The organism is Burkholderia sp. SIMBA_051, from assembly GCF_046534915.1.
Lineage (GTDB): Bacteria > Pseudomonadota > Gammaproteobacteria > Burkholderiales > Burkholderiaceae > Burkholderia > Burkholderia ambifaria.
Map to the genome: position 1 here is coordinate 130,947 of NZ_JAWRXS010000003.1, position 22,103 is coordinate 153,049.

A 22,103-nucleotide genomic window follows, 5' to 3' on the forward strand; every position below is an offset into this window, starting at 1 on the left:
CGAGAATGTCCGCTGTACCGAACGAAGTGATGAAGTATGTCGCCGCCGAACGTGACGACGACCCGCAAGAAACCGTCGAGTGGCTCGAGTCGCTCGATGGCGTGATCTCCTCCGTGGGCACCGGCCGCGCGCACTATCTGATCGAAAAGCAGATCGAGTTCGCCCGCATGCACGGCGAACACCTGCCGTTCTCCGCGAACACCCCGTACATCAACACGATTCCCGTCGCCGCGCAGGCGAAGATCCCGGGCGACCAGGACATCGAGCACCGCATTCGTTCGTACACGCGCTGGAACGCGCTGGCGATGGTGCTGCGCGCGGGCAAGGACACGAACGTCGGCGGCCACATCGCGTCGTTCGCGTCGGCCGCGACGCTTTATGACGTCGGCTACAACCATTTCTGGCACGCGGCGTCCGACCAGCACGGCGGCGATCTCGTGTTCGTGCAGGGCCACTCGTCGCCGGGCGTGTACTCGCGCGCGTTCCTGCTCGGCCGCCTGTCGGAAGAGCAGCTCGACAACTTCCGCCAGGAAGTCGACGGCAAGGGCATCTCGTCGTACCCGCACCCGTGGCTGATGCCGGACTTCTGGCAGTTCCCGACGGTGTCGATGGGTCTCGGCCCGATCATGGCGATCTACCAGGCCCGCTTCATGAAGTACCTGGAATCGCGCGGCATCGCGAAGACGGCCGGCCGCAAGGTCTGGGCGTTCCTGGGCGACGGCGAGACGGACGAGCCGGAATCGCTCGGCGCGATCGGCATGGCGAGCCGCGAGAAGCTCGACAACCTGGTGTTCGTGATCAACTGCAACCTGCAGCGTCTCGACGGCCCGGTGCGCGGCAACGGCAAGATCATCCAGGAACTGGAATCGGAATTCCGCGGCGCCGGCTGGAACGTGATCAAGGTCATCTGGGGCAGCCGCTGGGATGCGCTGTTCGCACGCGACCAGACGGGCGCGCTGATGCGCCGCATGATGGAAGTCGTCGACGGCGAATACCAGACGTACAAGTCGGAGTCGGGCGCGTTCGTTCGCGAACATTTCTTCAACACGCCTGAACTGAAGGCGCTTGTCGCCGACTGGTCGGACGACGACATCTGGGCGCTGAATCGTGGCGGCCACGATCCGCACAAGATCTACGCGGCATTCCACGAAGCGACCAACACGAAGGGCGCGCCGACCGTCATCCTCGCGAAGACCATCAAGGGCTACGGGATGGGCGAGTCGGGCCAGGCGATGAACATCACGCACCAGCAGAAGAAGCTGCCGGTCGAGCAACTGAAGAAGTTCCGTGACCAGTTCCGCCTGCCGATCGCCGACGAGCAGATCGCCGACGTGCCGTACCTGAAGTTCGAGGAAGGCTCGAAGGAACTCGAATACATGCGCCAGAAGCGCATGGACCTCGGCGGCTACCTGCCGCATCGCCGCGAAAAGGCGACCTCGCTGCCGGTGCCGGCGCTCGACGCATTCGAGCCGCTGCTGAAGGGCACGGGCGAAGGCCGCGAGATCTCGACGACGATGGCGTTCGTGCGGGTCCTGAACATCCTGTTGAAGGACAAGGCGCTCGGCAAGCGCGTCGTGCCGATCGTCCCGGACGAATCGCGTACGTTCGGCATGGAAGGCCTGTTCCGCCAGATCGGTATCTGGAACCAGGAAGGCCAGAAGTACGTGCCGGAAGATTCCGACCAGCTGATGTTCTACAAGGAATCGGAAACCGGCCAGATCCTGCAGGAAGGCATCAACGAAGCGGGCGGCATGTGCGACTGGATCGCGGCGGCGACGTCGTATTCGACGCACGGCGAGATCATGGTGCCGTTCTACATCTTCTATTCGATGTTCGGCTTCCAGCGGATCGGCGACCTGGCATGGGCGGCGGGCGACATGCGCTCGCGCGGCTTCCTGCTCGGCGGCACCGCGGGCCGCACGACGCTGAACGGCGAAGGCCTGCAGCACGAAGACGGTCACTCGCTCCTGTGGGCGGCATCGGTGCCGAACTGCGTGAGCTACGACCCGACGTTCGGCTACGAACTCGCGGTGATCATCCAGGACGGTCTGCGCCGCATGGTGCAGGACCAGGAAGACGTGTACTACTACATCACGGTGATGAACGAGAACTACGAGCACCCGGCGATTCCGCAGGGCGAGCACGTGGCGGCCGACATCATCAAGGGCATGTACGCGTTCAAGAAGGCCGACGCCGACCAGAAGGCGCCGCGCGTGCAGCTGCTCGGCGCGGGCACGATCTTCAACGAAGTGATCGCCGCCGCCGACCTGCTGAAGAACGACTGGGGCGTCGCGGCCGATCTGTGGAGCGTGCCGAGCTTCACCGAACTCGCGCGTGAAGGCCACGATGTCGAGCGCTGGAACCTGCTCCATCCGACCGAGGAGCGTCGCCTGTCGCACGTGCAGAAGTGCCTGAAGGACACGCAGGGTCCGGTCATCGCATCGACCGACTACGTGCGCGCGCTGGTCGACCAGATCCGTGGTCAGATCGATCGCCGCTTCGTCGTGCTGGGCACGGACGGCTTCGGTCGTTCGGACACCCGCGAAAAGCTGCGTCACTTCTTCGAAGTCGACCGTCACTGGGTCACCGTCGCCGCGCTCAATGCGCTGGCCGACGAAGGCACGATCGAGCGCAAGGTGGTCGCAGACGCGATCGCCAAGTACAACCTCGATCCGTCCAAGCCCAACCCGATGACCGTTTAACGCACACGCGCCGTGTGATGCCGCGCGCCGCTTCCGGGAGGGGCGCGCGCGGCCATGGAGACACAAAAAGATGAGTCAAGCGATCGAAGTGAAGGTGCCGGATATCGGCGATTACAAGGACGTGCCCGTCATCGAGGTGCTCGTGAAGGCAGGTGACACGGTCGAGCCCGAGCAGTCGCTCGTCACGCTCGAGTCGGACAAGGCGACGATGGACGTGCCGAGCCCGGCTGGCGGCACGGTCAAGGAAGTGAAGGTCAAGGTGGGCGATTCCGTGTCGGAAGGCTCGCTGATCATCCTGCTCGAAGGCGGCGCCGCGGCGCAGGTGAACGGCGCGGCAGCGCCGGCGGCGGCTCCGGCTGCGGCGGCAGCGCCCGCACCGGCCGCAGCTCCGGCACCGGCCGCCGCGCCGGCAGCGTCGGGCGGCACGCTCGAGGTGAAGGTGCCCGACATCGGCGACTACAAGGATGTCCCGGTGATCGAGATCGGCGTGAAGGTCGGCGACACGGTCGAGAAGGAGCAGTCGCTCGTCACGCTCGAGTCGGACAAGGCGACGATGGACGTGCCGAGCCCGGCCGCCGGCGTCGTGAAGGAAATCAAGGTCAAGGTCGGCGATTCGGTGTCGGAAGGCACGCTGATCGTGCTGCTCGACGCCGCCGGCGCACCGGCTGCCGCCGCGCCGCAGGCGAGCGCACCGGCGCCGGCCGCGGCCGCGCCGGCACCTGCCGCCGCACCGGCACCCGCGAAGGCCGCGCCGGCACCGGCCGCAGCTGCACCGGCCGCCGCATCGTCGGGCGAGTATCGCGCAAGCCACGCGTCGCCGTCGGTGCGCAAGTTCGCGCGCGAACTCGGCGTCGAAGTCGCACGCGTGCAGGGTAGCGGTCCGAAGGGCCGCATCACGAAGGAAGACATCACGGGCTTCGTGAAGGGCGTGATGACGGGTCAGCGCGCGGCACCGGCTGCTGCAGCCGCGCCGGCAGGCGGCGGCGAGCTGAACCTGCTGCCGTGGCCGAAGGTCGACTTCTCGAAGTTCGGCCCGTTCGAAGCGAAGCCGCTGTCGCGCATCAAGAAGATCTCGGGCGCGAACCTGCATCGCAACTGGGTGATGATCCCGCACGTCACGAACAACGACGAAGCCGACATCACCGAGCTCGAAGCGCTGCGCGTGCAGCTGAACAAGGAGCACGAGAAGGCGGGCGTGAAGTTCACGATGCTCGCGTTCGTGATCAAGGCGGTCGTCGCCGCGCTGAAGAAGTTCCCGACCTTCAACGCGAGCCTCGACGGCGACAACCTGGTGTTCAAGCAGTACTACCACGTCGGTTTCGCTGCCGATACGCCGAACGGCCTCGTCGTGCCGGTGATCCGCGATGCGGATAAGAAGGGGCTCGTCGACATCGCGAAGGAAATGGCCGAGCTGTCGAAGGCCGCGCGCGACGGCAAGCTGAAGCCGGACCAGATGCAAGGCGGCTGCTTCTCGATCTCGTCGCTCGGCGGGATCGGCGGCACCAACTTCACGCCGATCATCAACGCGCCGGAAGTCGCGATCCTCGGGTTGTCGCGCGGGCAGATGAAGCCGGTGTGGGACGGCAAGCAGTTCGTGCCGCGTCTGACGCTGCCGCTGTCGCTGTCGTATGACCATCGCGTGATCGATGGCGCGGAAGCCGCGCGGTTCAATGCGTATCTCGGAGCGTTGCTCGGGGATTTCCGTCGCATCATTCTTTGATGAGTGGAGGGGCTCGCGGGGGCGTGGTTTTTTGTCGGTCCGCCTCGCCCTGTCGTTGAACCTGTTGCGCTAACGGTCTGCTGGCGTCGCCCCTGCGCGGGGCGGCGGTCACTTTTCTTTGTCTTCCAAAGAAAAGTAACCAAAAGAAAGGCGCGTCCTTGGGCGGACAGCAAAGGTGGTCCTGCCCAGCATCGCGTTCTCTTGTCAGGCCGTCGTTCAGCGGTTGAGCCCTCTGCCTCTGTCAGCAGCTAATCAAGAAGGGGACAGTAATGAGTCTCATCGAAGTCAAAGTTCCGGATATCGGCGATTTCAGCGGCGTCGATGTCATCGAAGTCAACGTCAAGCCGGGCGACGTGATCGAAAAAGAACAAACGCTCATCACGCTCGAATCCGATAAAGCCTCCATGGAAGTGCCCAGCGACGTCGCCGGCACAGTCAAGGAAGTCAAGGTCAAAGCCGGCGAGAAAGTCTCGCAAGGCACCATCATCGCCATCGTCGAAGCAGCAGCAAGCGACGCCGCACCCGCGAAAGCACCCGAGGCAGCGAAACCCGCAGCCGCTGCGCCCGCTCCGGCCGCCGCCGCTCCGGCAGCCGCTCCCGCAGCCGCGCCGCAAGCCGGCAGCTACAGCGGCACCGCCGACATCGAGTGCGACATGCTCGTGCTCGGCGCCGGTCCCGGTGGCTACTCGGCCGCGTTCCGCTCAGCCGACCTCGGCATGAAGACGGTGCTGGTCGAACGCTACTCGACGCTCGGCGGCGTGTGCCTGAACGTCGGTTGCATCCCGTCGAAGGCGCTGCTGCACACGGCACTCGTCATCGACGAAGCCGCGGCGCTCGCGTCGCACGGCATCACGTTCGGCAAGCCGGAGGTCGATCTCGACAAGCTGCGCGACTTCAAGGGCGGCGTCGTCAAGAAACTGACGACGGGCCTCGCCGGCATGGCGAAGGCGCGCAAGGTCGAAGTCGTCACGGGCGTCGGCGCATTCGTCGATCCGTATCACATGGAAGTGCAGGGCGAAAACGGCAAGAAGGTCGTCAAGTTCAAGCAGGCAATCATCGCCGCGGGCTCGCAAGCGGTGAAGCTGCCGTTCATGCCGGAAGACCCGCGCGTCGTCGATTCGACGGGCGCACTCGAACTGCGCCAACTGCCGAAGCGCATGCTCGTGATCGGCGGCGGCATCATCGGCCTCGAAATGGCGACGGTGTACGCGACGCTCGGCGCCGAGATCGACGTGGTCGAAATGATGGACGGCCTGATGATGGGCGCGGACCGCGATCTCGTGAAGGTCTGGGAAAAGTACAACGCGAAGCGCTTCGGCAACGTGATGCTGAAGACCAAGACGGTCGGCGCGGAAGCGAAGGAAGACGGCATCTACGTGAAGTTCGAGGGCGAGAAGGCGCCGGCGGAAGCGCAGCGCTACGACCTCGTGCTCGTCGCGGTGGGCCGCAGCCCGAACGGCAAGCAGATCGGCGCCGACAAGGCAGGCGTGGCCGTCACCGACCGCGGCTTCATCGACGTCGACAAGCAGATGCGCACGAACGTCCCGCATATCTTCGCGATCGGCGACGTCGTCGGCCAGCCGATGCTCGCGCACAAGGCCGTGCATGAAGGCCACGTCGCAGCGGAAGCCGCGCACGGCGAGAAGGCGTATTTCGACGCGCTGCAGATCCCGTCAGTGGCGTACACCGATCCGGAAGTGGCGTGGGCCGGCAAGACGGAAGACCAGTGCAAGGCCGAAGGCATCAAGTACGGCAAGGCGGTGTTCCCGTGGGCCGCATCGGGCCGCGCGATCGCGAACGGCCGTGACGAAGGTTTCACGAAGCTGATCTTCGACGAGGAAACCCATCGCGTGATCGGCGGCGGCATCGTCGGCCTGAACGCGGGCGACCTGATCAGCGAAGTGTGTCTCGCCGTCGAGATGGGCGCGGACGCGGAAGACATCGGCAAGACGATCCATCCGCACCCGACGCTCGGTGAATCGGTCGGCATGGCCGCCGAGCTGTACGAAGGCGTGTGTACCGATTTGCCGCCGCAGCGCAAGAAGTAACTCGACCGGCATGGTCGGCCTCGCGCCGGCCATGAAAAACGCCGCCGCCCGGAACATCCGGACGGCGGCGTTTTCTTTTGTCCAAGGCTCGAGGCTCGAGCCTCGAGGCCCACGGCAGCCCGTGTCACGTCGACGCCTCAACGATGGCCGGCCGAGCGATGTGTCGGCGCCACAAACGAAAAAGCCGCGCAGTGCGCGGCTTTTTCAGCAGCAGGGACGCTTACGCGGCCGGCTTGGTCGAGCGGCGCGATGCAGCAGCGCTTGCAGCCTTCGTCGCGACAGCGGCAGCCGCGTTGAAGTTCGTTTCGGCGATCTCGACGGCTTGCTTCGCAGCCTTCTGGACCGTTTCGTACGTGGTGTTCGCTGCGTTCAGCGCCGACTTCAGTGCGGCGACAGCCGTTTCCGAACCGGCCGGTGCGTTCTTCGCGACGTTGTCGACGAGCGCCTGGACCTTCTTGTTCTGCTCTTCGAATTGCGCTTCCGCAACCTTCGCGAACTCGGCTTGCGTCGACGACGCGATTTCATACAGGTGACGCGTGTACGACAGCACCTTTTCCGCGACCGGCTGCGACAGGCTCGCTTGCAGTGCGATCAGTTCCTGTGCGTCCTTCACCGACAGCAGGCGCTGTGCGTTTTCCTGGCTTTCCGTCAGCGTCGACTTCACGACCTGCAGGTTGAGTTCGATCAGCTTTTCGACGCCTTCGAACGCCTTGGTCGTCAGACCGAACAGGCTTTCGAGGTTGGCTTTCTGGGCGGCGGCGATTTGCTCGGGGGTCAGCAAGGACATGTCAAGCTCCTGAAAAGCGATCGCGTCGATCGCAGGGATATAAAGGGCACTACGCTGGGGAACCTCGGCGCCGCGTTGCTTTGTGCATCGCAGCAATGAGTCATATTTTAGGGCACAGAAAAGTCTTGTCAAGCATTTTTTGTGCATTGCACAATTGCGACAAATTATCGATAAAACAACGAGTTATCGCCCGCGTGTGGAATCGGTTTCAGCGGTTTTTTCCCACATGGTGCGCACCCGGGCAGGGCAGGCGCGGCGCACCATGATCATGCACAGGTAAACCTGACAGGCATGTGGAACGTTATGCTTCTGTTCCTGTCAAAAAGCGCGCCGTTTCAATGCGCGTGCCGTGATGACGTGCCGCCCGTGGGCGAGAGCCGTGCTGGAGGCCCATCAAGCGCCGGATACGTACTTTCCCCGCTTTAATTTCCCGTCAAAGTGACGTTATCTCAATTAACCGCGTGGTAATCGGGAGGCGGGTAGTGGCGGGCAGCGCATCTCATGAATTTTTTCGATGGGAGCGGGAGGGTCGATCGATGGATCGTCGGGCGACCCTTACATTCCGGTTTAACGACGATCGGTAAGTGCCTAATATTGCTCTTTTTTTAAGCTTTAACTACACTTGCGGAAACCTCCCGCCCGCTTTGTCCAGACCCCAATGAAAGCCGAATCGTTTTCACCCCGCAGATTGTTGCAGAGCATGACGCTCGGCACGGCTGTGTCGGTCGCTGTCGCCTTGCTGGCGACCACCGCGTCCGTCACGCCGGTTGACGCCTTTGCCGCCACTGCGAAGACCCACCAGGCCGCCAAGAAAGCCGCTTCCTCTTCGTCCGCGAAGAAGTCGGTGAAGGCCGCCTCCGCCAAATCCGCCGACGTCGCGTCGGCCGACGCGCCGCGCGCGAAGGCATCGCGCAAGCGCATGACGCTCGCGGCGAACGTGCACGGCCATCGCGGCGCGGTGCGCAAGGTCGCGTTCCAGCCGCGCCGCCCGACGGTCGGCCAGGCGTTCGGCCTGCACGACACGCCGGACGCGCTCGCGCTGCGCTCGAGTGTCGCGTACGTCGTCGACCAGAACACCGGCGAGCCGCTGTTCGACAAGAATTCGCACGCCGTCGTGCCGATCGCGTCGATCTCGAAGCTGATGACGGCGATGGTCGTGCTCGACGCGAAGTCGCCGATGACCGACCAGCTCGAAGTCACCGACGACGATCGCGACTACGAAAAGGGCACGGGCTCGCGCCTGTCGGTCGGCTCGGTCCTGTCGCGCGAAGACATGCTCCACATCGCGCTGATGGCATCGGAAAACCGCGCGGCCGCCGCGCTGTCGCGCTACTACCCGGGCGGCCGTCCGGCCTTCATCGCCGCGATGAACGCGAAGGCGAAGTCGCTCGGCATGAACGACACGCACTTCGAGAATTCGACGGGCCTGTCGAGCTCGAACGTGTCGAGCGCGCGTGACCTCGTGAAGATGGTCAATGCGGCATATCAGTACCCGATGATTCGCCAGTTCTCGACCGATCGGACGTATGACGTCTATACGGGCAAGCGCAACCTGGTCTACAACAGCACGAACGCGCTGATCCGCGGCAACGGCTCGTGGGACATCGGCCTGCAGAAGACGGGCTTCATCAACGAGGCGGGCGAATGTCTGGTGATGCAGGCGACGATCCATGGCCGGCCGATGGTGATGGTGCTGCTGGATTCGTTCGGCAAGTATTCGCGCTTCGCCGATGCCTCGCGCCTGCGCAACTGGCTCGACGCCGGCGGCGGCGAGCGCCTGACGGCGGCCAATACGGCGAACGGCGGCACCTGATCGCGTCGCGGCGGTCTGCCGCCGCACCGGTCGCCGCAACGAAAAAGCCCCGCAATCGCGGGGCTTTTTTTCGTCCGGCCGCCGTGCGGCGGGTGGCGCGGCTCATGCGTGCCGCTGCAGTGCTTCCGTCTCCTTCGCCGGCGCGGGGCGGTAGCCGAGCGATTCCGAGATGGTCAGCGCGGTGCGGCTCAACTGGCCGAGCCACGCGTCCTGCAGGCGGTCGGCCGGAGCCGACAGCGACAGGCCCGCGACGAGCTTGCCCGAGTCGTCGTAGATGCCGGCCGCGATGCAGCGCACGCCCAGTTCCAGTTCCTCGTTGTCGCGCGCGCACGATTGCTGGCGCACGAGCGTCAGCTCGCGCTCGAGCTTCGCGATGTCGGTAATGCTGTTCTGCGTATGGCCGGACAGCCCGGTGCGCGTCGCGTAGGCGCGCACGCGCGACGTTTCATCGACCGCGAGGAACAGCTTGCCGACCGACGTCAGGTGCAGCGGCGCGCGGCCGCCGATCGCGCGGACGACCTGCATCCCCGAGCGCTCCGAATACGCGCGCTCGATATAGACGATCTCGTCGCCCTGGCGTACCGACAGGTTCACGGTCTGGCCCGTCAGGCGGTGCAACTCGCGCATCGGCATCAGTGCCGCGTCACGTACCGACAGGCGCGCCTTCACAAGGTTGCCGAGCTCGAGCAGCCGCATGCCGAGCCGGTACGTGCCGGGATCGGAGCGGTCGACGAGGCGACAGGTCACCATGTCGTTGAGGATGCGGTGCGCGGTCGACGGATGCAGCTCCGTGCGTTGCGCAAGCTCCTTCAGGCTGACAGGGTCGCTGTGCGCGGCGAGCGCGTCCAGCAGCCGCATCATGCGTTCGATCACTTGGATCGACGTTTTGGAATCCGGGGTGGGTTGGCTCATGTCGGGGGAGAATCGGTTGACGCGTCAAGCGGTATTGCGTCGATTGTATCTCGTATTGTGAAAAAAGCGAACGCCGTTCGAGGAAGTCCTCGTTTCCTGACACGCATGCTTGCGCATGCGCCGGCGTTGGTCTTGCCGGCCAAACGGCGGATAATGAGAGCCGTTTTCTCGAAGGAGCGCGTATGCGAGTCGGTTTGTTCGTGACCTGCCTGGTCGACCTGATGCGTCCGGAAATCGGCTTTTCGGCGCTGAAACTGATTCGCGACGCCGGCTACGAGGTGTTCGTGCCGCCCGCGCAAACCTGCTGCGGCCAGCCGGCCTACAACTCGGGCGACCGCGCGCTCGCGCGCGACCTCGCGGAAAAGACGCTGCGCGAGTTCGAGCAGTTCGACTACGTCGTCGCGCCGTCGGGCTCGTGCGGCGGCATGATCCGCGCGCACTACGGCGACCTGTTCCGCGACGACCCCGAACTGATGGGACGCTTCGCGCGGTTCCAGCAGAAAGTCTACGAACTGACCGATTTCCTCGCGAACGTCGCGAAGGTCACGCTCGCGCCCGGCGAATTCGCGGGCCCCGTCACCTACCACGACTCGTGCTCGGGCCTGCGCGAACTCGGCGTGAAGGCGCAGCCGCGCGCGCTGCTCGCGCAGCGCGGCGTGACCGTTACCGAGATGAAGGACTGCGAGCACTGCTGCGGCTTCGGCGGCACGTTCGCGGTCAAGTATGGCGACATTTCGGCAGCCATCGCGGACGAGAAATGCGCGAACGTGCGCGCGTCCGGCGCGGGCGCCGTCGTGTTGGGCGATCTCGGCTGCATGCTGAACATCGAAGGGCGGTTGCGCCGCACCGGCGACCGCGACACGCGCGTGCTGCACGTCGCGCAGGTGCTGGCGGGCGACGTCTGACGCCCGGTTCCGCTCACTTTTCCCCGATACCGCGATGCAAGTCCAATCGATGCATTTCAAGGCGCGTGCCGGCCAGAAGCTGGCTGATCAGCGCCTGCAGCAGAACCTGAAGAAGCTGTCGACGAAGTTCGTGTCCGCGCGCGCCGACGCGATGACCGCGATCGACTTCCCGGCGACGCGCGCCGCGCTGAAGGCGCGCCGCAATCGTGCGCTGGAGAACCTCGACGTGTGGCTCGAGGCGTTCGAGCGCGAGGCGACGCGGCGCGGCACCACGGTGCTGTTCGCGGAAACGACCGAGGATGCCGCGCGGCTCGTCGCCGACATCGCGCGGCGCCACGACGTGAAGAAGGTCATCAAGACGAAGTCGATGGTGTCCGAGGAAATGCGCCTGAACGCGGTGCTCGCCGAGATGGGCGTGCAGTCGATCGAGACGGACCTCGGCGAATACATCCTGCAGATCAACGACAACGAGCCGCCGAGCCACATCATTGCGCCCGTCGTGCACAAGGACAAGGACGAGATCGCCGACCTGTTCGCGCGCACGCACCACCGCGAGCGGCTGACCGAGATTCCCGACATGACGCGCGAGGCGCGCGAGGTGCTGCGCCCGCATTTCCTGTCGGCCGACATGGGCGTGACGGGCGGCAACTTCGTGATCGCCGAGACGGGCTCGGTCGCGATCGTCACGAACGAGGGCAACGAAGGCATGTGCACGGTGATGCCGCGCGTGCATGTCGCGGTGACGGGCATCGAGAAGGTGCTGCCGACGCTCGAGGATCTCGCGACCGCGATGCGTCTGCTGCCGCGATCGGCCACCGGGCAGAAGACGTCGAACTACTTCTCCCTGCTCACCGGGCCGCGCGGCCCGGGAGACGAGGACGGCCCGGAACACAACTACGTGGTGCTCGTCGACGGAGGCCGCACGGGCCTGATCGGCGGCGAATTCCAGGAGATGCTGCGCTGCATCCGCTGCGGCGCGTGCATGAACCATTGCCCGGTGTACCAGAAGGTCGGCGGGCACGCGTACGGATGGGTCTATCCGGGCCCGATGGGGTCGGTGCTGACCCCGAGCTACGTCGGAATCGATCGTGCGCTCGACCTGCCGCAGGCCGCGACGCTGTGCGGCGAATGCGACAGCGTCTGCCCGGTTGGGATCCCGCTGTCGCACTTGCTGCGCACGCTGCGCGAGAAACAGGTCGAGCGGCATCTGCGGCCGTGGCGCGAGCGTGCCGGACTCGCCGTGTGGGGCTTTTTCGCGCGCCGGCCGTTGCTTTACGCGTTGACGACCAAGCTCGCGGTGCGCGTGCTCGAGCGGCTCGGCGGCAGCGGCGGCATGCTGCGGCGCCTGCCGATGATGGGCGGCTGGATGGACACGCGCGACATGCCGACCCCGACCGGCCGCACGTTCCGCGAACTGTACGCGGCATCGCAAAGCCACCTCGGCTGACGACTGTTCATCGGGTGACAACAGTGCGTTCGCTATTTATGTATTTATCTCGATAGATGCGGTCTATAGAATCTTGCCTGTAGTCCCCGGAATTGGGTTTCGGGGAATGAGGTCAAGGAGCCGCATCATGAAAAAGACAATATCGATGTACTGGCCGCTGGCAATCGTCATCCCGCTCGCCGCGCTCGCCTATCTGCACGCGATGGCCGACGCGCCGTCGCGTGGTCCGCTCGCCGTGCATCAGGCATCGGCCGAACTGGCGCGCGCGGTGTCGTTCGGGCTCGTCGACGACGCGGCGCAACCGTTGCCGGCCGCGTCCGGCAACGTCGGGCTCGCCGCACCCAAGGCGCTGTAAGGCACGCCGCCGTCGCTTTGCGCGGCGGCGCGATTTCGGGCGCCTTTGTATAATGGCGCGTTCTTCTCCGACGCGGTTTGCCGCGGCTTTCCGATAGTGCGATGACCCGCGTTGCGATCTGTTTCGTCTGTCTCGGCAATATCTGCCGTTCGCCCACCGCGGAAGGCGTGATGCGCCACCAGGTCGACGCGGCCGGGCTGGCCGAGCACATCGCGATCGATTCGGCCGGCACCGGCGACTGGCACGTCGGCGAACCGCCCGACACGCGCGCGCAGGCGGCGGCCCGTATCCGCGGCTACGACCTGTCGGCGCTGCGCGCGCGGCAGGTGAGCGCGGCGGATTTCGAGCGGTTCGACCTGCTGCTGGCGATGGACGAAGCCAATCTCGCGGAACTCCGCCGGCGCTGTCCGCCCGAGCATCGCGACAAGGTGCGCCTCCTGATGGAATTCGCGTCGGGCGCGGCCGAGACCGAAGTGGCCGATCCTTATTTCGGCGGCGCGCAGGGTTTCGACCAGGTGCTCGATCAAGTTGAGCGCGCGTGCGCGGGCCTGCTGGACACCCTCCGGAGCCGTACCGGACGCTGATCGCGGCCAGGTATTCAGCGTGCTGCGAATACCCTGTCGCAGACATGGATACTTGACTAAAATCGTCAAATATTTATACTTGACCAAAATCGTCAAGATTGCAGTCCCCTAGACACCATGAGACTCACCACCAAAGGCCGTTTCGCCGTCACGGCGATGATTGACTTGGCACTGCGCCAGGAGCAGGGCCCGGTGACGCTTGCAGGCATCAGCCAGCGCCAGCGGATTTCGCTCTCGTATCTCGAACAACTGTTCGGGAAGCTGCGCAGGCATGAAATCGTCGAATCCGTGCGCGGCCCGGGCGGCGGCTACAACCTCGCGCGCCGCGCGCAGGACGTCACCGTCGCCGACATCATCATCGCGGTCGATGAACCGCTCGACGCCACGCAGTGCGGCGGCAAAGGCACGTGCGACGGCTCGAAGCAGCCCGACGGCCATTGCATGACGCACGAGCTGTGGTCGACCCTGAACCAGAAGATGGTCGAATACCTCGATTCGGTGTCGCTGCAGGATCTCGTCGATCAGCAGCGCGCGCGCGAGGGCGCACCCGCGGTGCTGCGCGATCGACGCACGCCGGAGCCCGTCGCGGCGCCGGCCGAACCGGTGCGCACGATGCCGCTCGGTCCCAATTCGGTGTTCAACATCGCGAGTTCGTGAGCGCCTACGCGCCGCACACCCCATAACGCACATAGTCCCTGCACAGAATACCCGGAGCGACAGATGACCCAAGAGACTCTCCACTTGCCCATCTACATGGATTACAGCGCGACGACGCCGGTCGACCCGCGCGTGGTCGACAAGATGGTGCCGTACCTGCGCGAGCAGTTCGGCAACCCGGCATCGCGCAGCCACGCATACGGCTGGGATGCGGAGCGCGCGGTCGAGGAAGCGCGCGAGCAGGTGGCCGCGCTGGTGAACGCGGATCCGCGCGAGATCATCTGGACGTCCGGCGCCACGGAGTCGGACAACCTCGCGATCAAGGGTGCCGCGAACTTCTACAAGGGCAAGGGCAAGCACATCATCACGGTGAAGACCGAGCACAAGGCCGTGCTCGACACCTGCCGCGAGCTCGAGCGCGACGGCTTCGAAGTCACCTATCTCGACGTGAAGGAAGACGGCCTGATCGACCTCGACGTGTTCAAGGCCGCGCTGCGCCCGGACACGATCCTCGTGTCGGTGATGCACGTGAACAACGAGATCGGCGTGATCCAGGATATCGAGACGATCGGCGAGATCTGCCGCGAGAAGGGCATCGTGTTCCACGTCGACGCCGCGCAGTCAACCGGCAAGGTCGAGATCGACCTCGCGAAGCTGAAGGTCGACCTGATGTCGTTCTCGGCACACAAGACCTACGGCCCGAAGGGCATCGGCGCGCTGTACGTGCGCCGCAAGCCGCGCGTGCGCATCGAAGCGCAGATGCACGGCGGCGGTCACGAGCGCGGGATGCGTTCGGGCACGCTGGCGACGCACCAGATCGTCGGCATGGGCGAAGCGTTCCGCATCGCGCGCGAAGAAATGGCGACCGAGAACGAGCGCGTGCGCATGCTGCGTGACAAGCTGCTGCGCGGCCTGTCGCAGATCGAGGAAACGTATGTGAACGGCGACATGGAGCATCGTGTCCCGCACAACCTGAACATCAGTTTCAACTTCGTCGAAGGCGAGTCGCTGATCATGGCGATCAAGGATGTCGCGGTGTCGTCGGGGTCCGCCTGCACGTCGGCGTCGCTGGAGCCTTCGTACGTGCTGCGCGCGCTCGGCCGCAACGACGAACTCGCGCACAGCTCGATCCGCTTCACGGTCGGCCGTTTCACGACGGAGCAGGACGTCGACTTCGTGATCAACCTGCTGAACAGCAAGATCGCGAAGCTGCGCGAACTGTCGCCGCTCTGGGAAATGCACCAGGAAGGCATCGATCTGTCGACGATCGAATGGGCTGCGCACTGAACATCGCATTGAGTACATTCGCGGGCGAATTTGCGCACGCAGACGTAACGAGTCAAGGAGTCTGAGTCATGTCATACAGCAACAAGGTTCTGGATCACTACGAAAACCCGCGTAACGTCGGTTCGTTCGCGAAGGACGACGACGCGGTCGGTACGGGCATGGTCGGCGCGCCGGCCTGCGGCGACGTGATGAAGCTGCAGATCCGCGTCGGCGCGGACGGCGTGATCGAAGACGCGAAGTTCAAGACGTACGGCTGCGGTTCGGCCATCGCGTCGAGCTCGCTCGTGACCGAATGGGTGAAGGGCAAGACGCTCGACGAGGCACTGTCGATCAAGAACACGCAGATCGCCGAAGAACTTGCACTGCCCCCGGTGAAGATTCACTGCTCGATTCTCGCGGAAGACGCGATCAAGGCAGCCGTGGCCGACTACAAGAAGCGCCACGACACCACGGAAGGCGATCAGGCAGCAGCCTGAGCGGCATCGAGCGGCTTGTGAAGGATCGCGGCGCACCCCAGGCGTGCCGCGGCAAGGACATCATGGCAATTACACTGACCGAAAAAGCAGCACAGCACGTCCAGAAATACCTCGTCCGTCGCGGCAAGGGTGTGGGCCTGCGGCTTGGCGTTCGCACGACCGGGTGCTCGGGGCTCGCGTACAAGCTCGAGTATGTCGACGAGCTCGCTCCCGAGGATCAGGTATTCGAGAGCCATGGCGTGAAGGTCATCGTCGACCCGAAGAGCCTCGCGTACATCGACGGCACCCAGCTCGACTTCGCGCGCGAGGGCCTGAACGAAGGGTTCAAGTTCAACAACCCGAACGTGAAGGACGAGTGCGGCTGCGGGGAATCGTTCCGCGTCTGACGCGCGGTCTTCCGCGCGATGCGGGCAAGAGGCGGCACGGGCCGCCTTTTTAATGTGCGGCGTTTGCCGCGCGACGAACCGGAATTGAACGCGACGATGGTTTCGCTGAAAGACAGCCACTTCGATCTGTTTCACCTGCCGGCGCAATTCGCGCTCGACGAGGCGGCGCTCGACAGCGCGTATCGCACGGTGCAGACGCAGGTGCATCCGGACCGCTTCGCGGCGGCCGGCGATGCGCAAAAACGCATCGCGATGCAATGGGCGACGCGCGCGAACGAGGCCTACCGCACGCTGCGCGATCCGCTGAAGCGCGCGACCTATCTGCTGTCGCTGCGCGGCGTCGACATCGGTGCTGAAAACAACACCGCGATGGAGCCCGCGTTCCTGATGCAGCAGATGGAGTGGCGCGAAGGCATCGAGGATGCCGCGGCCGCCCGCAACGTCGACGCGCTCGATGCGCTGCTCGCCGAACTGCGCGACGAGAAGCGCGTGCGTCTCGAGCGCCTCGGCACGCTGCTCGACAGCGCGGCCGACCAGGCCGCCGCCGAGGCCGTGCGCCAGCTGATGTTCATCGAACGCGTCGCGTCGGAAGTGGGCGCGCAGATCGAGCGCCTCGAAACTTAACCGCGTGCCTCGCGGCACGCGCAGCAAACGGGCCGAGCGCCCGAACGAACCAAGATGGCATTACTGCAAATTTCCGAACCGGGCATGGCGCCGGCGCCGCACCAGCGGCGACTCGCTGTCGGGATCGATCTCGGCACGACGAACTCGCTCGTCGCGGCCGTGCGCAACAGCGTGCCCGAAGTGCTGCCGGACGAGGCGGGCCGCGCGCTGCTGCCGTCGGTGGTCCGTTATCTGGAGAAGGGCGGCCGCCGCATCGGCCACGAAGCGAAGGAGCAGGCCGCGACCGATCCGCGCAACACGATCGTGTCGGTCAAGCGCTTCATGGGCCGCGGCAAGGCCGAGGTCGAAGGCGCGGCGAACGCACCTTACGAATTCATCGATGCGCCGGGCATGGTGCAGATCCGCACGATCGACGGCGTGAAGAGCCCGGTCGAGGTGTCGGCCGAGATTCTCGCGACGCTGCGTTACCGCGCGGAAGACACGCTCGGCGACGAGCTGGTCGGCGCGGTGATCACGGTGCCCGCGTATTTCGACGAGGCACAACGTCAGGCGACGAAGGACGCCGCGCGTCTCGCGGGCCTCAACGTGCTGCGCCTGCTGAACGAACCGACCGCGGCCGCGATCGCCTACGGTCTCGACAACGCGGCCGAAGGCCTCTACGCGGTGTACGACCTCGGCGGCGGCACGTTCGACCTGTCGATCCTGAAGCTGACGAAGGGCGTGTTCGAAGTGCTGGCCGCGGGCGGTGATTCCGCACTCGGCGGCGACGATTTCGATCACGTGCTGTTCGGTCACGTGCTTGCACAGGCCGGCATCGACGCGAAGGCGCTCGCGCCTGAGGACGTGCGCCTGCTGCTCGATCGCGTGCGCGTGCTGAAGGAAGCGCTGTCGTCCGCGCCGCAGGCGTCGCTCGACGTGACGCTGTCGAACGGTGCGCAGCTCGTGCAGACGATCTCGCACGACACGTTCGCATCGCTCGTCGAGCCGCTCGTGCAGCGTACGCTGACGCCGACCCGCAAGGCATTGCGCGACGCGCAGGTAACCCCGGCCGACATCAAGGGTGTGGTGCTGGTCGGCGGCGCGACGCGCATGCCGGTGATCCGCGATGCGGTCGCGAAGTATTTCGGCCAGCCGCCGCTCGTCAATCTCGATCCGGACCAGGTCGTCGCGCTCGGCGCGGCGATCCAGGCCGACCTGCTCGCCGGCAATCGCGGCGGCGGCGACGACTGGCTGCTGCTCGACGTGATTCCGCTGTCGCTCGGTGTCGAGACGATGGGCGGTCTCGTCGAGAAGATCATTCCGCGCAATTCGACGATTCCGATCGCGCGTGCGCAAGAGTTCACGACCTTCAAGGACGGTCAGACCGCGATGGCGATCCACGTCGTGCAGGGCGAGCGCGAGCTCGTCGCCGACTGCCGGTCGCTCGCACGCTTCGAGCTGCGCGGCATCCCGCCGATGACGGCCGGTGCGGCGCGCATCCGCGTGACCTATCAGGTCGATGCGGACGGGCTGCTGTCGGTGTTCGCACGCGAGCAGCATTCGGGCGTCGAGGCATCGGTCGTCGTGAAGCCGTCGTACGGCCTCGCCGATGACGACATCGCGAAGATGCTCGAGGACAGCTTCAAGACCGCCGAGATCGACATGCGCGCACGCGCGCTGCGCGAAGCCCAGGTCGAAGCCCAGCGGATGATCGAGGCGACGCAGGCGGCGCTCGCGACCGACGGCGAATTGCTCGACGACGCCGAACGCACGCAGGTCGACGCGCTCGTCGCGGCGCTGCGCACGATCGCTCAGGGCGACGACGCGGACGCCATCGAAACCGCGACTAAGGCCCTGGCCGATGGCACCGACGAATTCGCGGCGCGCCGGATGGACAAGAGCATCAAGCGCGCGCTGTCGGGCCGACGGCTCGACGAGATCTGAACGAACGACCTGCACGCGGGCCGGCGACGGCCCGCGCGATATTGAACCGTGCGGCGCCAGCCGCCGCACCTTGACTGACGGAACGGACATGCCTCAACTGGTAGTGCTGCCTCACGTCGAACTGTGTCCGGACGGCGCAGTGATCGACGCGACGCCCGGCAAGAGTATTTGCGACAACCTGCTCGACCACGGGATCGAGATCGAGCATGCATGCGAGAAGTCGTGCGCATGCACGACCTGCCACGTGGTGATCCGCGAGGGCTTCAACGATCTCGAGCCGTCCGAGGAGGACGAAGACGATCTGCTCGACAAGGCGTGGGGCCTCGAGCCGACGTCGCGCCTGTCGTGCCAGGCGATCGTGCAGGAAGATTCGGACCTGGTGGTCGAGATCCCGAAGTACTCGATCAATCACGCGAAGGAAAATCACTGACGGTTCGGCGGGGCGGGCGGCGCGCATCACGTGCGTTCCGCCTAGCGAACTCGCTATGTACACGGGAGAGCAGGCCATGAAATGGACCGATTCGCGCGAAATCGCCATCGCGCTGGCAGACAAGCATCCGGACGTCGATCCGCAGCGGATCAATTTCGTCGACCTGCGCCAATGGGTCATCGAGCTCGATGGCTTTTCCGACGATCCCAGCCACTCGGGCGAGAAGATCCTCGAAGCGATCCAGGCTCACTGGATCGACGAATCCGACTTCGACGACGAAGACTGAGGTTCGCGCCCGGCGCCCGGCACTCGCTCGGCGCCGCTCCCGCAAAAAGAAAAGGCTCGTGACGCTGTCACGAGCCTTTTTCATTTCCCGCGCGGCACAACAGCCGCGCGGTGATTCCTCATGCGTTACGCGTTACGCGCCGACCAGCGTGCCGTTCTCGATCCGCACGCGCTGGCCCTGGCCGAACGGCGGCGGGCTGTGGTACGTGAACGTACGCGTCGCGCCGCTTTCCATCTGGACCTGCACCTGGTAGTCGGTTTCCGCGCGCACCTGCTTCTCGACCTGGTTGCCGGCGAGACCGCCGCCGAGCGCGCCGATGATGGTCATCGCGGTGCGGCCGTTGCCGTGACCGAACTGGTTGCCGAGCAGGCCGCCGGCTGCTGCGCCGCCGACCGCGCCGATCCCCGAGCTCTGGCCCGGCGTGCGCGATTGCGTGATCGAGACGATCGTGCCGCAGGTCTGGCAATAGGCCGCTTGAGCGGGCGCGGACTGCTGTTGCGCATATTGCGGCGGTTGCGGTGCCGGCGTGTGGCGGCGGTGCGTGGCTGCCGGGCGCGGCGCGGGCTTCGGTTCGGCTTGTGCCGCCGCCGCCTTCTCGGCCGCCGCCTTTTGCTCGGCCTTCTGCTGCGCGGCCAGTTCGGCTGCCTGCTGCTGTGCTTGCGCGGCCAGCGCGGCGCTGGCTGCCGCGGCCGTATCGACGGCCGGCTGCGACGCGATCAGCGCGGCCTGGGTCTGGCCGTTCTGCGCGTTGTTGCTGCTGGCCTTCGGGAAGATGCCCGTGATCGCGGCGGTGGCGGCGAGGCTGGCGACGATGACGGCGCCTGCCGCGGTCGCGATGAGCGGGTGGAGGCGTTGCTTTTGCGGCGTGGTCTGATTCTGGTTGTCCATGTTTTTCTCCGGTGTCGATCTGGCTCCGCACGTTGGCGCTGGCCGGATCCCACGCTTCGGGAGCGAGCAGACTTGGCGTTCCGGCGCCGCGTTCTGGTCCCGTGGTCATGCGTGGTGACGCAACAGGAGTGTCGTCTACCGGCGCGCGGCGCACCGTATCAAGGTGTAACGAATTGCAGCGGGGGACCGGCGCGCGTAACCGGGAAAACCCGGAGAAGGCTGTCACGACGAGGGGATAAAACGGGGGAGGATCGAAAACCGGCGGGCGCCGGCAGGCGGGATTTACGCGTGGTTACAAACCGCACCGCGTGCGCGCCGCGGGGCGCGGCGCACACGCAGGCACGTCAGTCTTCGCGGCGCAGGTGCGGGAACAGCAGCACGTCGCGGATCGTCGGGCTGTCGGTCAGCAGCATCACGAGACGGTCGATGCCGATCCCGCAGCCGCCCGTCGGCGGCATCCCGTGTTCGAGCGCGCGGATGTAGTCGGCGTCGAAGAACATCGCTTCCTCGTCGCCGGCATCCTTCTGCTCGACCTGCTTCTTGAAGCGCGCGGCCTGGTCTTCCGGATCGTTCAACTCCGAGAAGCCGTTCGCGATCTCGCGGCCCGTCATGAACAGCTCGAAACGCTCGGTGATGCCCGGCGTCGTATCCGACGCGCGTGCGAGCGGCGACACTTCGACCGGGTAGTCGATGATGTAGGTCGGCTCCCACAGCTGCGATTCGGCGGTTTCCTCGAACAGCGCGAGCTGCAGCGCGCCGATGCCGGCGTTCAGGAAGGCCGGCTGCGACACGTCGACGCCGAAGCGCTTCAGTTCGGTCCGCAGGAACGCGTCGTCCGACAGCTGGCCGTCGGTGTATTGCGGCGCGTACTTCTGGATCGCCTGCGTGATCGTCAGCCGGTGGAACGGCTTTGCGAGGTCGAGTTCGCGGCCCTGGTACTGGATCGTCGCGGTGCCGAGCGCATCGATCGCCGCCTGGCGGATCAGCTGCTCGGTGAAGTCCATCAGCCAGCGGTAATCGGTGTACGCGGCGTAGAACTCCATCATCGTGAATTCCGGGTTGTGGCGCGGCGACACGCCTTCATTCCGGAAGTTGCGGTTGATCTCGAACACGCGCTCGAAGCCGCCGACGATCAGGCGCTTCAGGTACAGCTCCGGCGCGATGCGCAGGAACATCTGCATGTCGAGCGCGTTGTGATGCGTGACGAACGGCTTGGCCGCGGCGCCGCCCGGGATCGGGTGCAGCATCGGCGTTTCGACTTCCATGAAGTCGGCGTTGTCCATGAACTTGCGGATCGACGCGATGGTGCGGGTGCGCGCGCGGAACGTGTCGCGCGTTTCCGGCGTGACGATCAGGTCGACGTAGCGCTGGCGATAGCGCATCTCCTGGTCGGCGAGGCCGTGGAACTTGTCCGGCAGCGGGCGCAGCGCCTTCGACAGCAGGCGCAGCTCCTTGCACTGGACCGACAGCTCGCCCTTGTTGGTGCGGAACAGCACGCCGCGGGCGGCGACGATGTCGCCGAGGTCCCACTTCTTGAATGCGTCGTAGGTTTCCGCGCCGACGTCGTTCGGCGTCACGAAGAACTGGATCTGGCCCGAACCGTCCTGCACCGTCGCGAAGCTCGCCTTGCCCATCACGCGCTTGAGCATCATGCGGCCGGCGACCGACACCTCGACCGGGTTCGCTTCGAGCGCGGCCTTGTCCGAATCGGCGAAGGTGGCCTGGAGATCGGCGGCGTGATGCGTCGGCCGGAAATCGTTCGGATAGGCGACGCCTTGCTCGCGCAATGCGCGCAGCTTCTCGCGGCGCTCGGCAATGATCTGGTTTTCGTCCGCCGCGACGGCGGGCTGCGTTTGGGTCGGTTCGGTCATGA

At 65.5% G+C, this 22,103-nt stretch carries 20 protein-coding genes; 16 read left to right on the forward strand and 4 right to left on the reverse strand.

The window, feature by feature from the left end; genetic code table 11:
• The first annotated feature begins 5 nt into the window (after window positions 1–5).
• From aceE to lpdA, 3 genes are all read left to right on the forward strand, one after another.
• Window positions 6–2,702 carry a pyruvate dehydrogenase (acetyl-transferring), homodimeric type gene (gene aceE, locus SB771_RS08055; RefSeq protein WP_175660470.1) on the forward strand — a complete coding sequence of 899 codons (2,697 nt, stop codon included), beginning with the start codon at window positions 6–8 and terminating at the stop codon, window positions 2,700–2,702.
• A 70-nt stretch (window positions 2,703–2,772) separates the two neighbouring features.
• Window positions 2,773–4,422 (forward strand): dihydrolipoyllysine-residue acetyltransferase, encoded by a 1,650-nt coding sequence (gene aceF, locus SB771_RS08060; protein WP_175724740.1) that lies wholly within the window; start codon window positions 2,773–2,775, stop codon window positions 4,420–4,422.
• A 269-nt stretch (window positions 4,423–4,691) separates the two neighbouring features.
• The gene (lpdA, locus tag SB771_RS08065; RefSeq protein WP_175660472.1) at window positions 4,692–6,470 is read left to right on the forward strand and encodes a dihydrolipoyl dehydrogenase; all 1,779 of its coding nucleotides are present in this window, start codon (window positions 4,692–4,694) and stop codon (window positions 6,468–6,470) included.
• Window positions 6,471–6,690: 220 nt separating this feature from the next.
• On the opposite strand, the gene SB771_RS08070 is transcribed toward lpdA, so the two are convergent.
• Window positions 6,691–7,257, reverse strand: coding sequence for a phasin family protein (locus SB771_RS08070; protein WP_006755449.1), 567 nt, complete (start codon window positions 7,255–7,257; stop codon window positions 6,691–6,693).
• A gap of 658 nt (window positions 7,258–7,915) precedes the next feature.
• Between SB771_RS08070 and pbpG the strand changes: the two genes are divergently transcribed.
• Window positions 7,916–9,070: a D-alanyl-D-alanine endopeptidase gene (gene pbpG, locus SB771_RS08075; protein WP_175660473.1), complete on the forward strand. Its 1,155-nt coding sequence runs from the start codon at window positions 7,916–7,918 to the stop codon at window positions 9,068–9,070.
• Between the two features lie 102 nt (window positions 9,071–9,172).
• On the opposite strand, the gene SB771_RS08080 is transcribed toward pbpG, so the two are convergent.
• Window positions 9,173–9,982 (reverse strand): IclR family transcriptional regulator, encoded by an 810-nt coding sequence (locus tag SB771_RS08080; protein ID WP_175660474.1) that lies wholly within the window; start codon window positions 9,980–9,982, stop codon window positions 9,173–9,175.
• A gap of 182 nt (window positions 9,983–10,164) precedes the next feature.
• Here SB771_RS08080 and SB771_RS08085 point away from each other — a divergent pair, with 182 nt between their 5' ends.
• The 12 genes from SB771_RS08085 (at window position 10,165) to iscX (ending at window position 19,342) form a co-directional block, all read left to right on the forward strand.
• The gene (locus SB771_RS08085) at window positions 10,165–10,887 is read left to right on the forward strand and encodes a (Fe-S)-binding protein (protein ID WP_175660475.1); all 723 of its coding nucleotides are present in this window, start codon (window positions 10,165–10,167) and stop codon (window positions 10,885–10,887) included.
• A 34-nt stretch (window positions 10,888–10,921) separates the two neighbouring features.
• Window positions 10,922–12,334 (forward strand): lactate utilization protein B, encoded by a 1,413-nt coding sequence (locus SB771_RS08090; protein WP_011657382.1) that lies wholly within the window; start codon window positions 10,922–10,924, stop codon window positions 12,332–12,334.
• A gap of 127 nt (window positions 12,335–12,461) precedes the next feature.
• Window positions 12,462–12,689, forward strand: coding sequence for a hypothetical protein (locus SB771_RS08095; protein ID WP_105834253.1), 228 nt, complete (start codon window positions 12,462–12,464; stop codon window positions 12,687–12,689).
• A gap of 101 nt (window positions 12,690–12,790) precedes the next feature.
• Window positions 12,791–13,273, forward strand: a complete 483-nt coding sequence (locus tag SB771_RS08100; RefSeq protein ID WP_175660476.1) for a low molecular weight protein-tyrosine-phosphatase — start codon at window positions 12,791–12,793, stop codon at window positions 13,271–13,273.
• A gap of 117 nt (window positions 13,274–13,390) precedes the next feature.
• Window positions 13,391–13,930 carry a Fe-S cluster assembly transcriptional regulator IscR gene (gene iscR, locus SB771_RS08105; RefSeq protein ID WP_009691731.1) on the forward strand — a complete coding sequence of 180 codons (540 nt, stop codon included), beginning with the start codon at window positions 13,391–13,393 and terminating at the stop codon, window positions 13,928–13,930.
• 63 nt (window positions 13,931–13,993) lie between these two features.
• A complete protein-coding gene (locus SB771_RS08110; RefSeq protein WP_011657379.1) occupies window positions 13,994–15,217 on the forward strand; it encodes an IscS subfamily cysteine desulfurase in 1,224 nt (407 codons plus the stop codon).
• A gap of 68 nt (window positions 15,218–15,285) precedes the next feature.
• Complete coding sequence (iscU, locus tag SB771_RS08115) at window positions 15,286–15,693, forward strand: Fe-S cluster assembly scaffold IscU (RefSeq protein WP_006754131.1); 408 nt, start codon at window positions 15,286–15,288, stop codon at window positions 15,691–15,693.
• Window positions 15,694–15,755: 62 nt separating this feature from the next.
• Entirely contained in the window at window positions 15,756–16,079 is a 324-nt protein-coding gene (gene iscA, locus SB771_RS08120) for an iron-sulfur cluster assembly protein IscA (protein ID WP_006754132.1), read from the forward strand.
• A gap of 96 nt (window positions 16,080–16,175) precedes the next feature.
• Window positions 16,176–16,703: a Fe-S protein assembly co-chaperone HscB gene (gene hscB, locus SB771_RS08125; protein ID WP_034176899.1), complete on the forward strand. Its 528-nt coding sequence runs from the start codon at window positions 16,176–16,178 to the stop codon at window positions 16,701–16,703.
• Between the two features lie 54 nt (window positions 16,704–16,757).
• Window positions 16,758–18,626, forward strand: coding sequence for a Fe-S protein assembly chaperone HscA (gene hscA, locus SB771_RS08130; RefSeq protein ID WP_175660477.1), 1,869 nt, complete (start codon window positions 16,758–16,760; stop codon window positions 18,624–18,626).
• Window positions 18,627–18,714: 88 nt separating this feature from the next.
• On the forward strand, window positions 18,715–19,056 hold the full coding sequence (gene fdx, locus SB771_RS08135) for an ISC system 2Fe-2S type ferredoxin (protein WP_011657374.1): 342 nt from the start codon (window positions 18,715–18,717) through the stop codon (window positions 19,054–19,056).
• A gap of 76 nt (window positions 19,057–19,132) precedes the next feature.
• Window positions 19,133–19,342 (forward strand): Fe-S cluster assembly protein IscX, encoded by a 210-nt coding sequence (gene iscX, locus SB771_RS08140; RefSeq protein ID WP_006754136.1) that lies wholly within the window; start codon window positions 19,133–19,135, stop codon window positions 19,340–19,342.
• A 132-nt stretch (window positions 19,343–19,474) separates the two neighbouring features.
• Here the strand turns inward: iscX and SB771_RS08145 are convergent, their stop codons facing one another.
• Window positions 19,475–20,230 carry a glycine zipper 2TM domain-containing protein gene (locus SB771_RS08145; protein WP_012364217.1) on the reverse strand — a complete coding sequence of 252 codons (756 nt, stop codon included), beginning with the start codon at window positions 20,228–20,230 and terminating at the stop codon, window positions 19,475–19,477.
• Between the two features lie 344 nt (window positions 20,231–20,574).
• Window positions 20,575–22,101 carry a lysine--tRNA ligase gene (gene lysS / locus SB771_RS08150; protein WP_011657372.1) on the reverse strand — a complete coding sequence of 509 codons (1,527 nt, stop codon included), beginning with the start codon at window positions 22,099–22,101 and terminating at the stop codon, window positions 20,575–20,577.
• Window positions 22,102–22,103: the final 2 nt, after the last annotated feature.

Excerpts from the sequence above, each read along its gene's own strand:
- aceE (WP_175660470.1), top strand. The coding sequence starts at position 6 with ATGTCCGCTGTACCGAACGAAGTGATGAAGTATGTCGCCGCCGAACGT.
- aceF (WP_175724740.1), top strand. The coding sequence starts at position 2,773 with ATGAGTCAAGCGATCGAAGTGAAGGTGCCGGATATCGGCGATTACAAG.
- lpdA (WP_175660472.1), top strand. The coding sequence starts at position 4,692 with ATGAGTCTCATCGAAGTCAAAGTTCCGGATATCGGCGATTTCAGCGGC.
- SB771_RS08070 (WP_006755449.1), bottom strand. The coding sequence starts at position 7,257 with ATGTCCTTGCTGACCCCCGAGCAAATCGCCGCCGCCCAGAAAGCCAAC.
- pbpG (WP_175660473.1), top strand. The coding sequence starts at position 7,916 with ATGAAAGCCGAATCGTTTTCACCCCGCAGATTGTTGCAGAGCATGACG.
- SB771_RS08080 (WP_175660474.1), bottom strand. The coding sequence starts at position 9,982 with ATGAGCCAACCCACCCCGGATTCCAAAACGTCGATCCAAGTGATCGAA.
- SB771_RS08085 (WP_175660475.1), top strand. The coding sequence starts at position 10,165 with ATGCGAGTCGGTTTGTTCGTGACCTGCCTGGTCGACCTGATGCGTCCG.
- SB771_RS08090 (WP_011657382.1), top strand. The coding sequence starts at position 10,922 with ATGCAAGTCCAATCGATGCATTTCAAGGCGCGTGCCGGCCAGAAGCTG.
- SB771_RS08095 (WP_105834253.1), top strand. The coding sequence starts at position 12,462 with ATGAAAAAGACAATATCGATGTACTGGCCGCTGGCAATCGTCATCCCG.
- SB771_RS08100 (WP_175660476.1), top strand. The coding sequence starts at position 12,791 with ATGACCCGCGTTGCGATCTGTTTCGTCTGTCTCGGCAATATCTGCCGT.
- iscR (WP_009691731.1), top strand. The coding sequence starts at position 13,391 with ATGAGACTCACCACCAAAGGCCGTTTCGCCGTCACGGCGATGATTGAC.
- SB771_RS08110 (WP_011657379.1), top strand. The coding sequence starts at position 13,994 with ATGACCCAAGAGACTCTCCACTTGCCCATCTACATGGATTACAGCGCG.
- iscU (WP_006754131.1), top strand. The coding sequence starts at position 15,286 with ATGTCATACAGCAACAAGGTTCTGGATCACTACGAAAACCCGCGTAAC.
- iscA (WP_006754132.1), top strand. The coding sequence starts at position 15,756 with ATGGCAATTACACTGACCGAAAAAGCAGCACAGCACGTCCAGAAATAC.
- hscB (WP_034176899.1), top strand. The coding sequence starts at position 16,176 with ATGGTTTCGCTGAAAGACAGCCACTTCGATCTGTTTCACCTGCCGGCG.
- hscA (WP_175660477.1), top strand. The coding sequence starts at position 16,758 with ATGGCATTACTGCAAATTTCCGAACCGGGCATGGCGCCGGCGCCGCAC.
- fdx (WP_011657374.1), top strand. The coding sequence starts at position 18,715 with ATGCCTCAACTGGTAGTGCTGCCTCACGTCGAACTGTGTCCGGACGGC.
- iscX (WP_006754136.1), top strand. The coding sequence starts at position 19,133 with ATGAAATGGACCGATTCGCGCGAAATCGCCATCGCGCTGGCAGACAAG.
- SB771_RS08145 (WP_012364217.1), bottom strand. The coding sequence starts at position 20,230 with ATGGACAACCAGAATCAGACCACGCCGCAAAAGCAACGCCTCCACCCG.
- lysS (WP_011657372.1), bottom strand. The coding sequence starts at position 22,101 with ATGACCGAACCGACCCAAACGCAGCCCGCCGTCGCGGCGGACGAAAAC.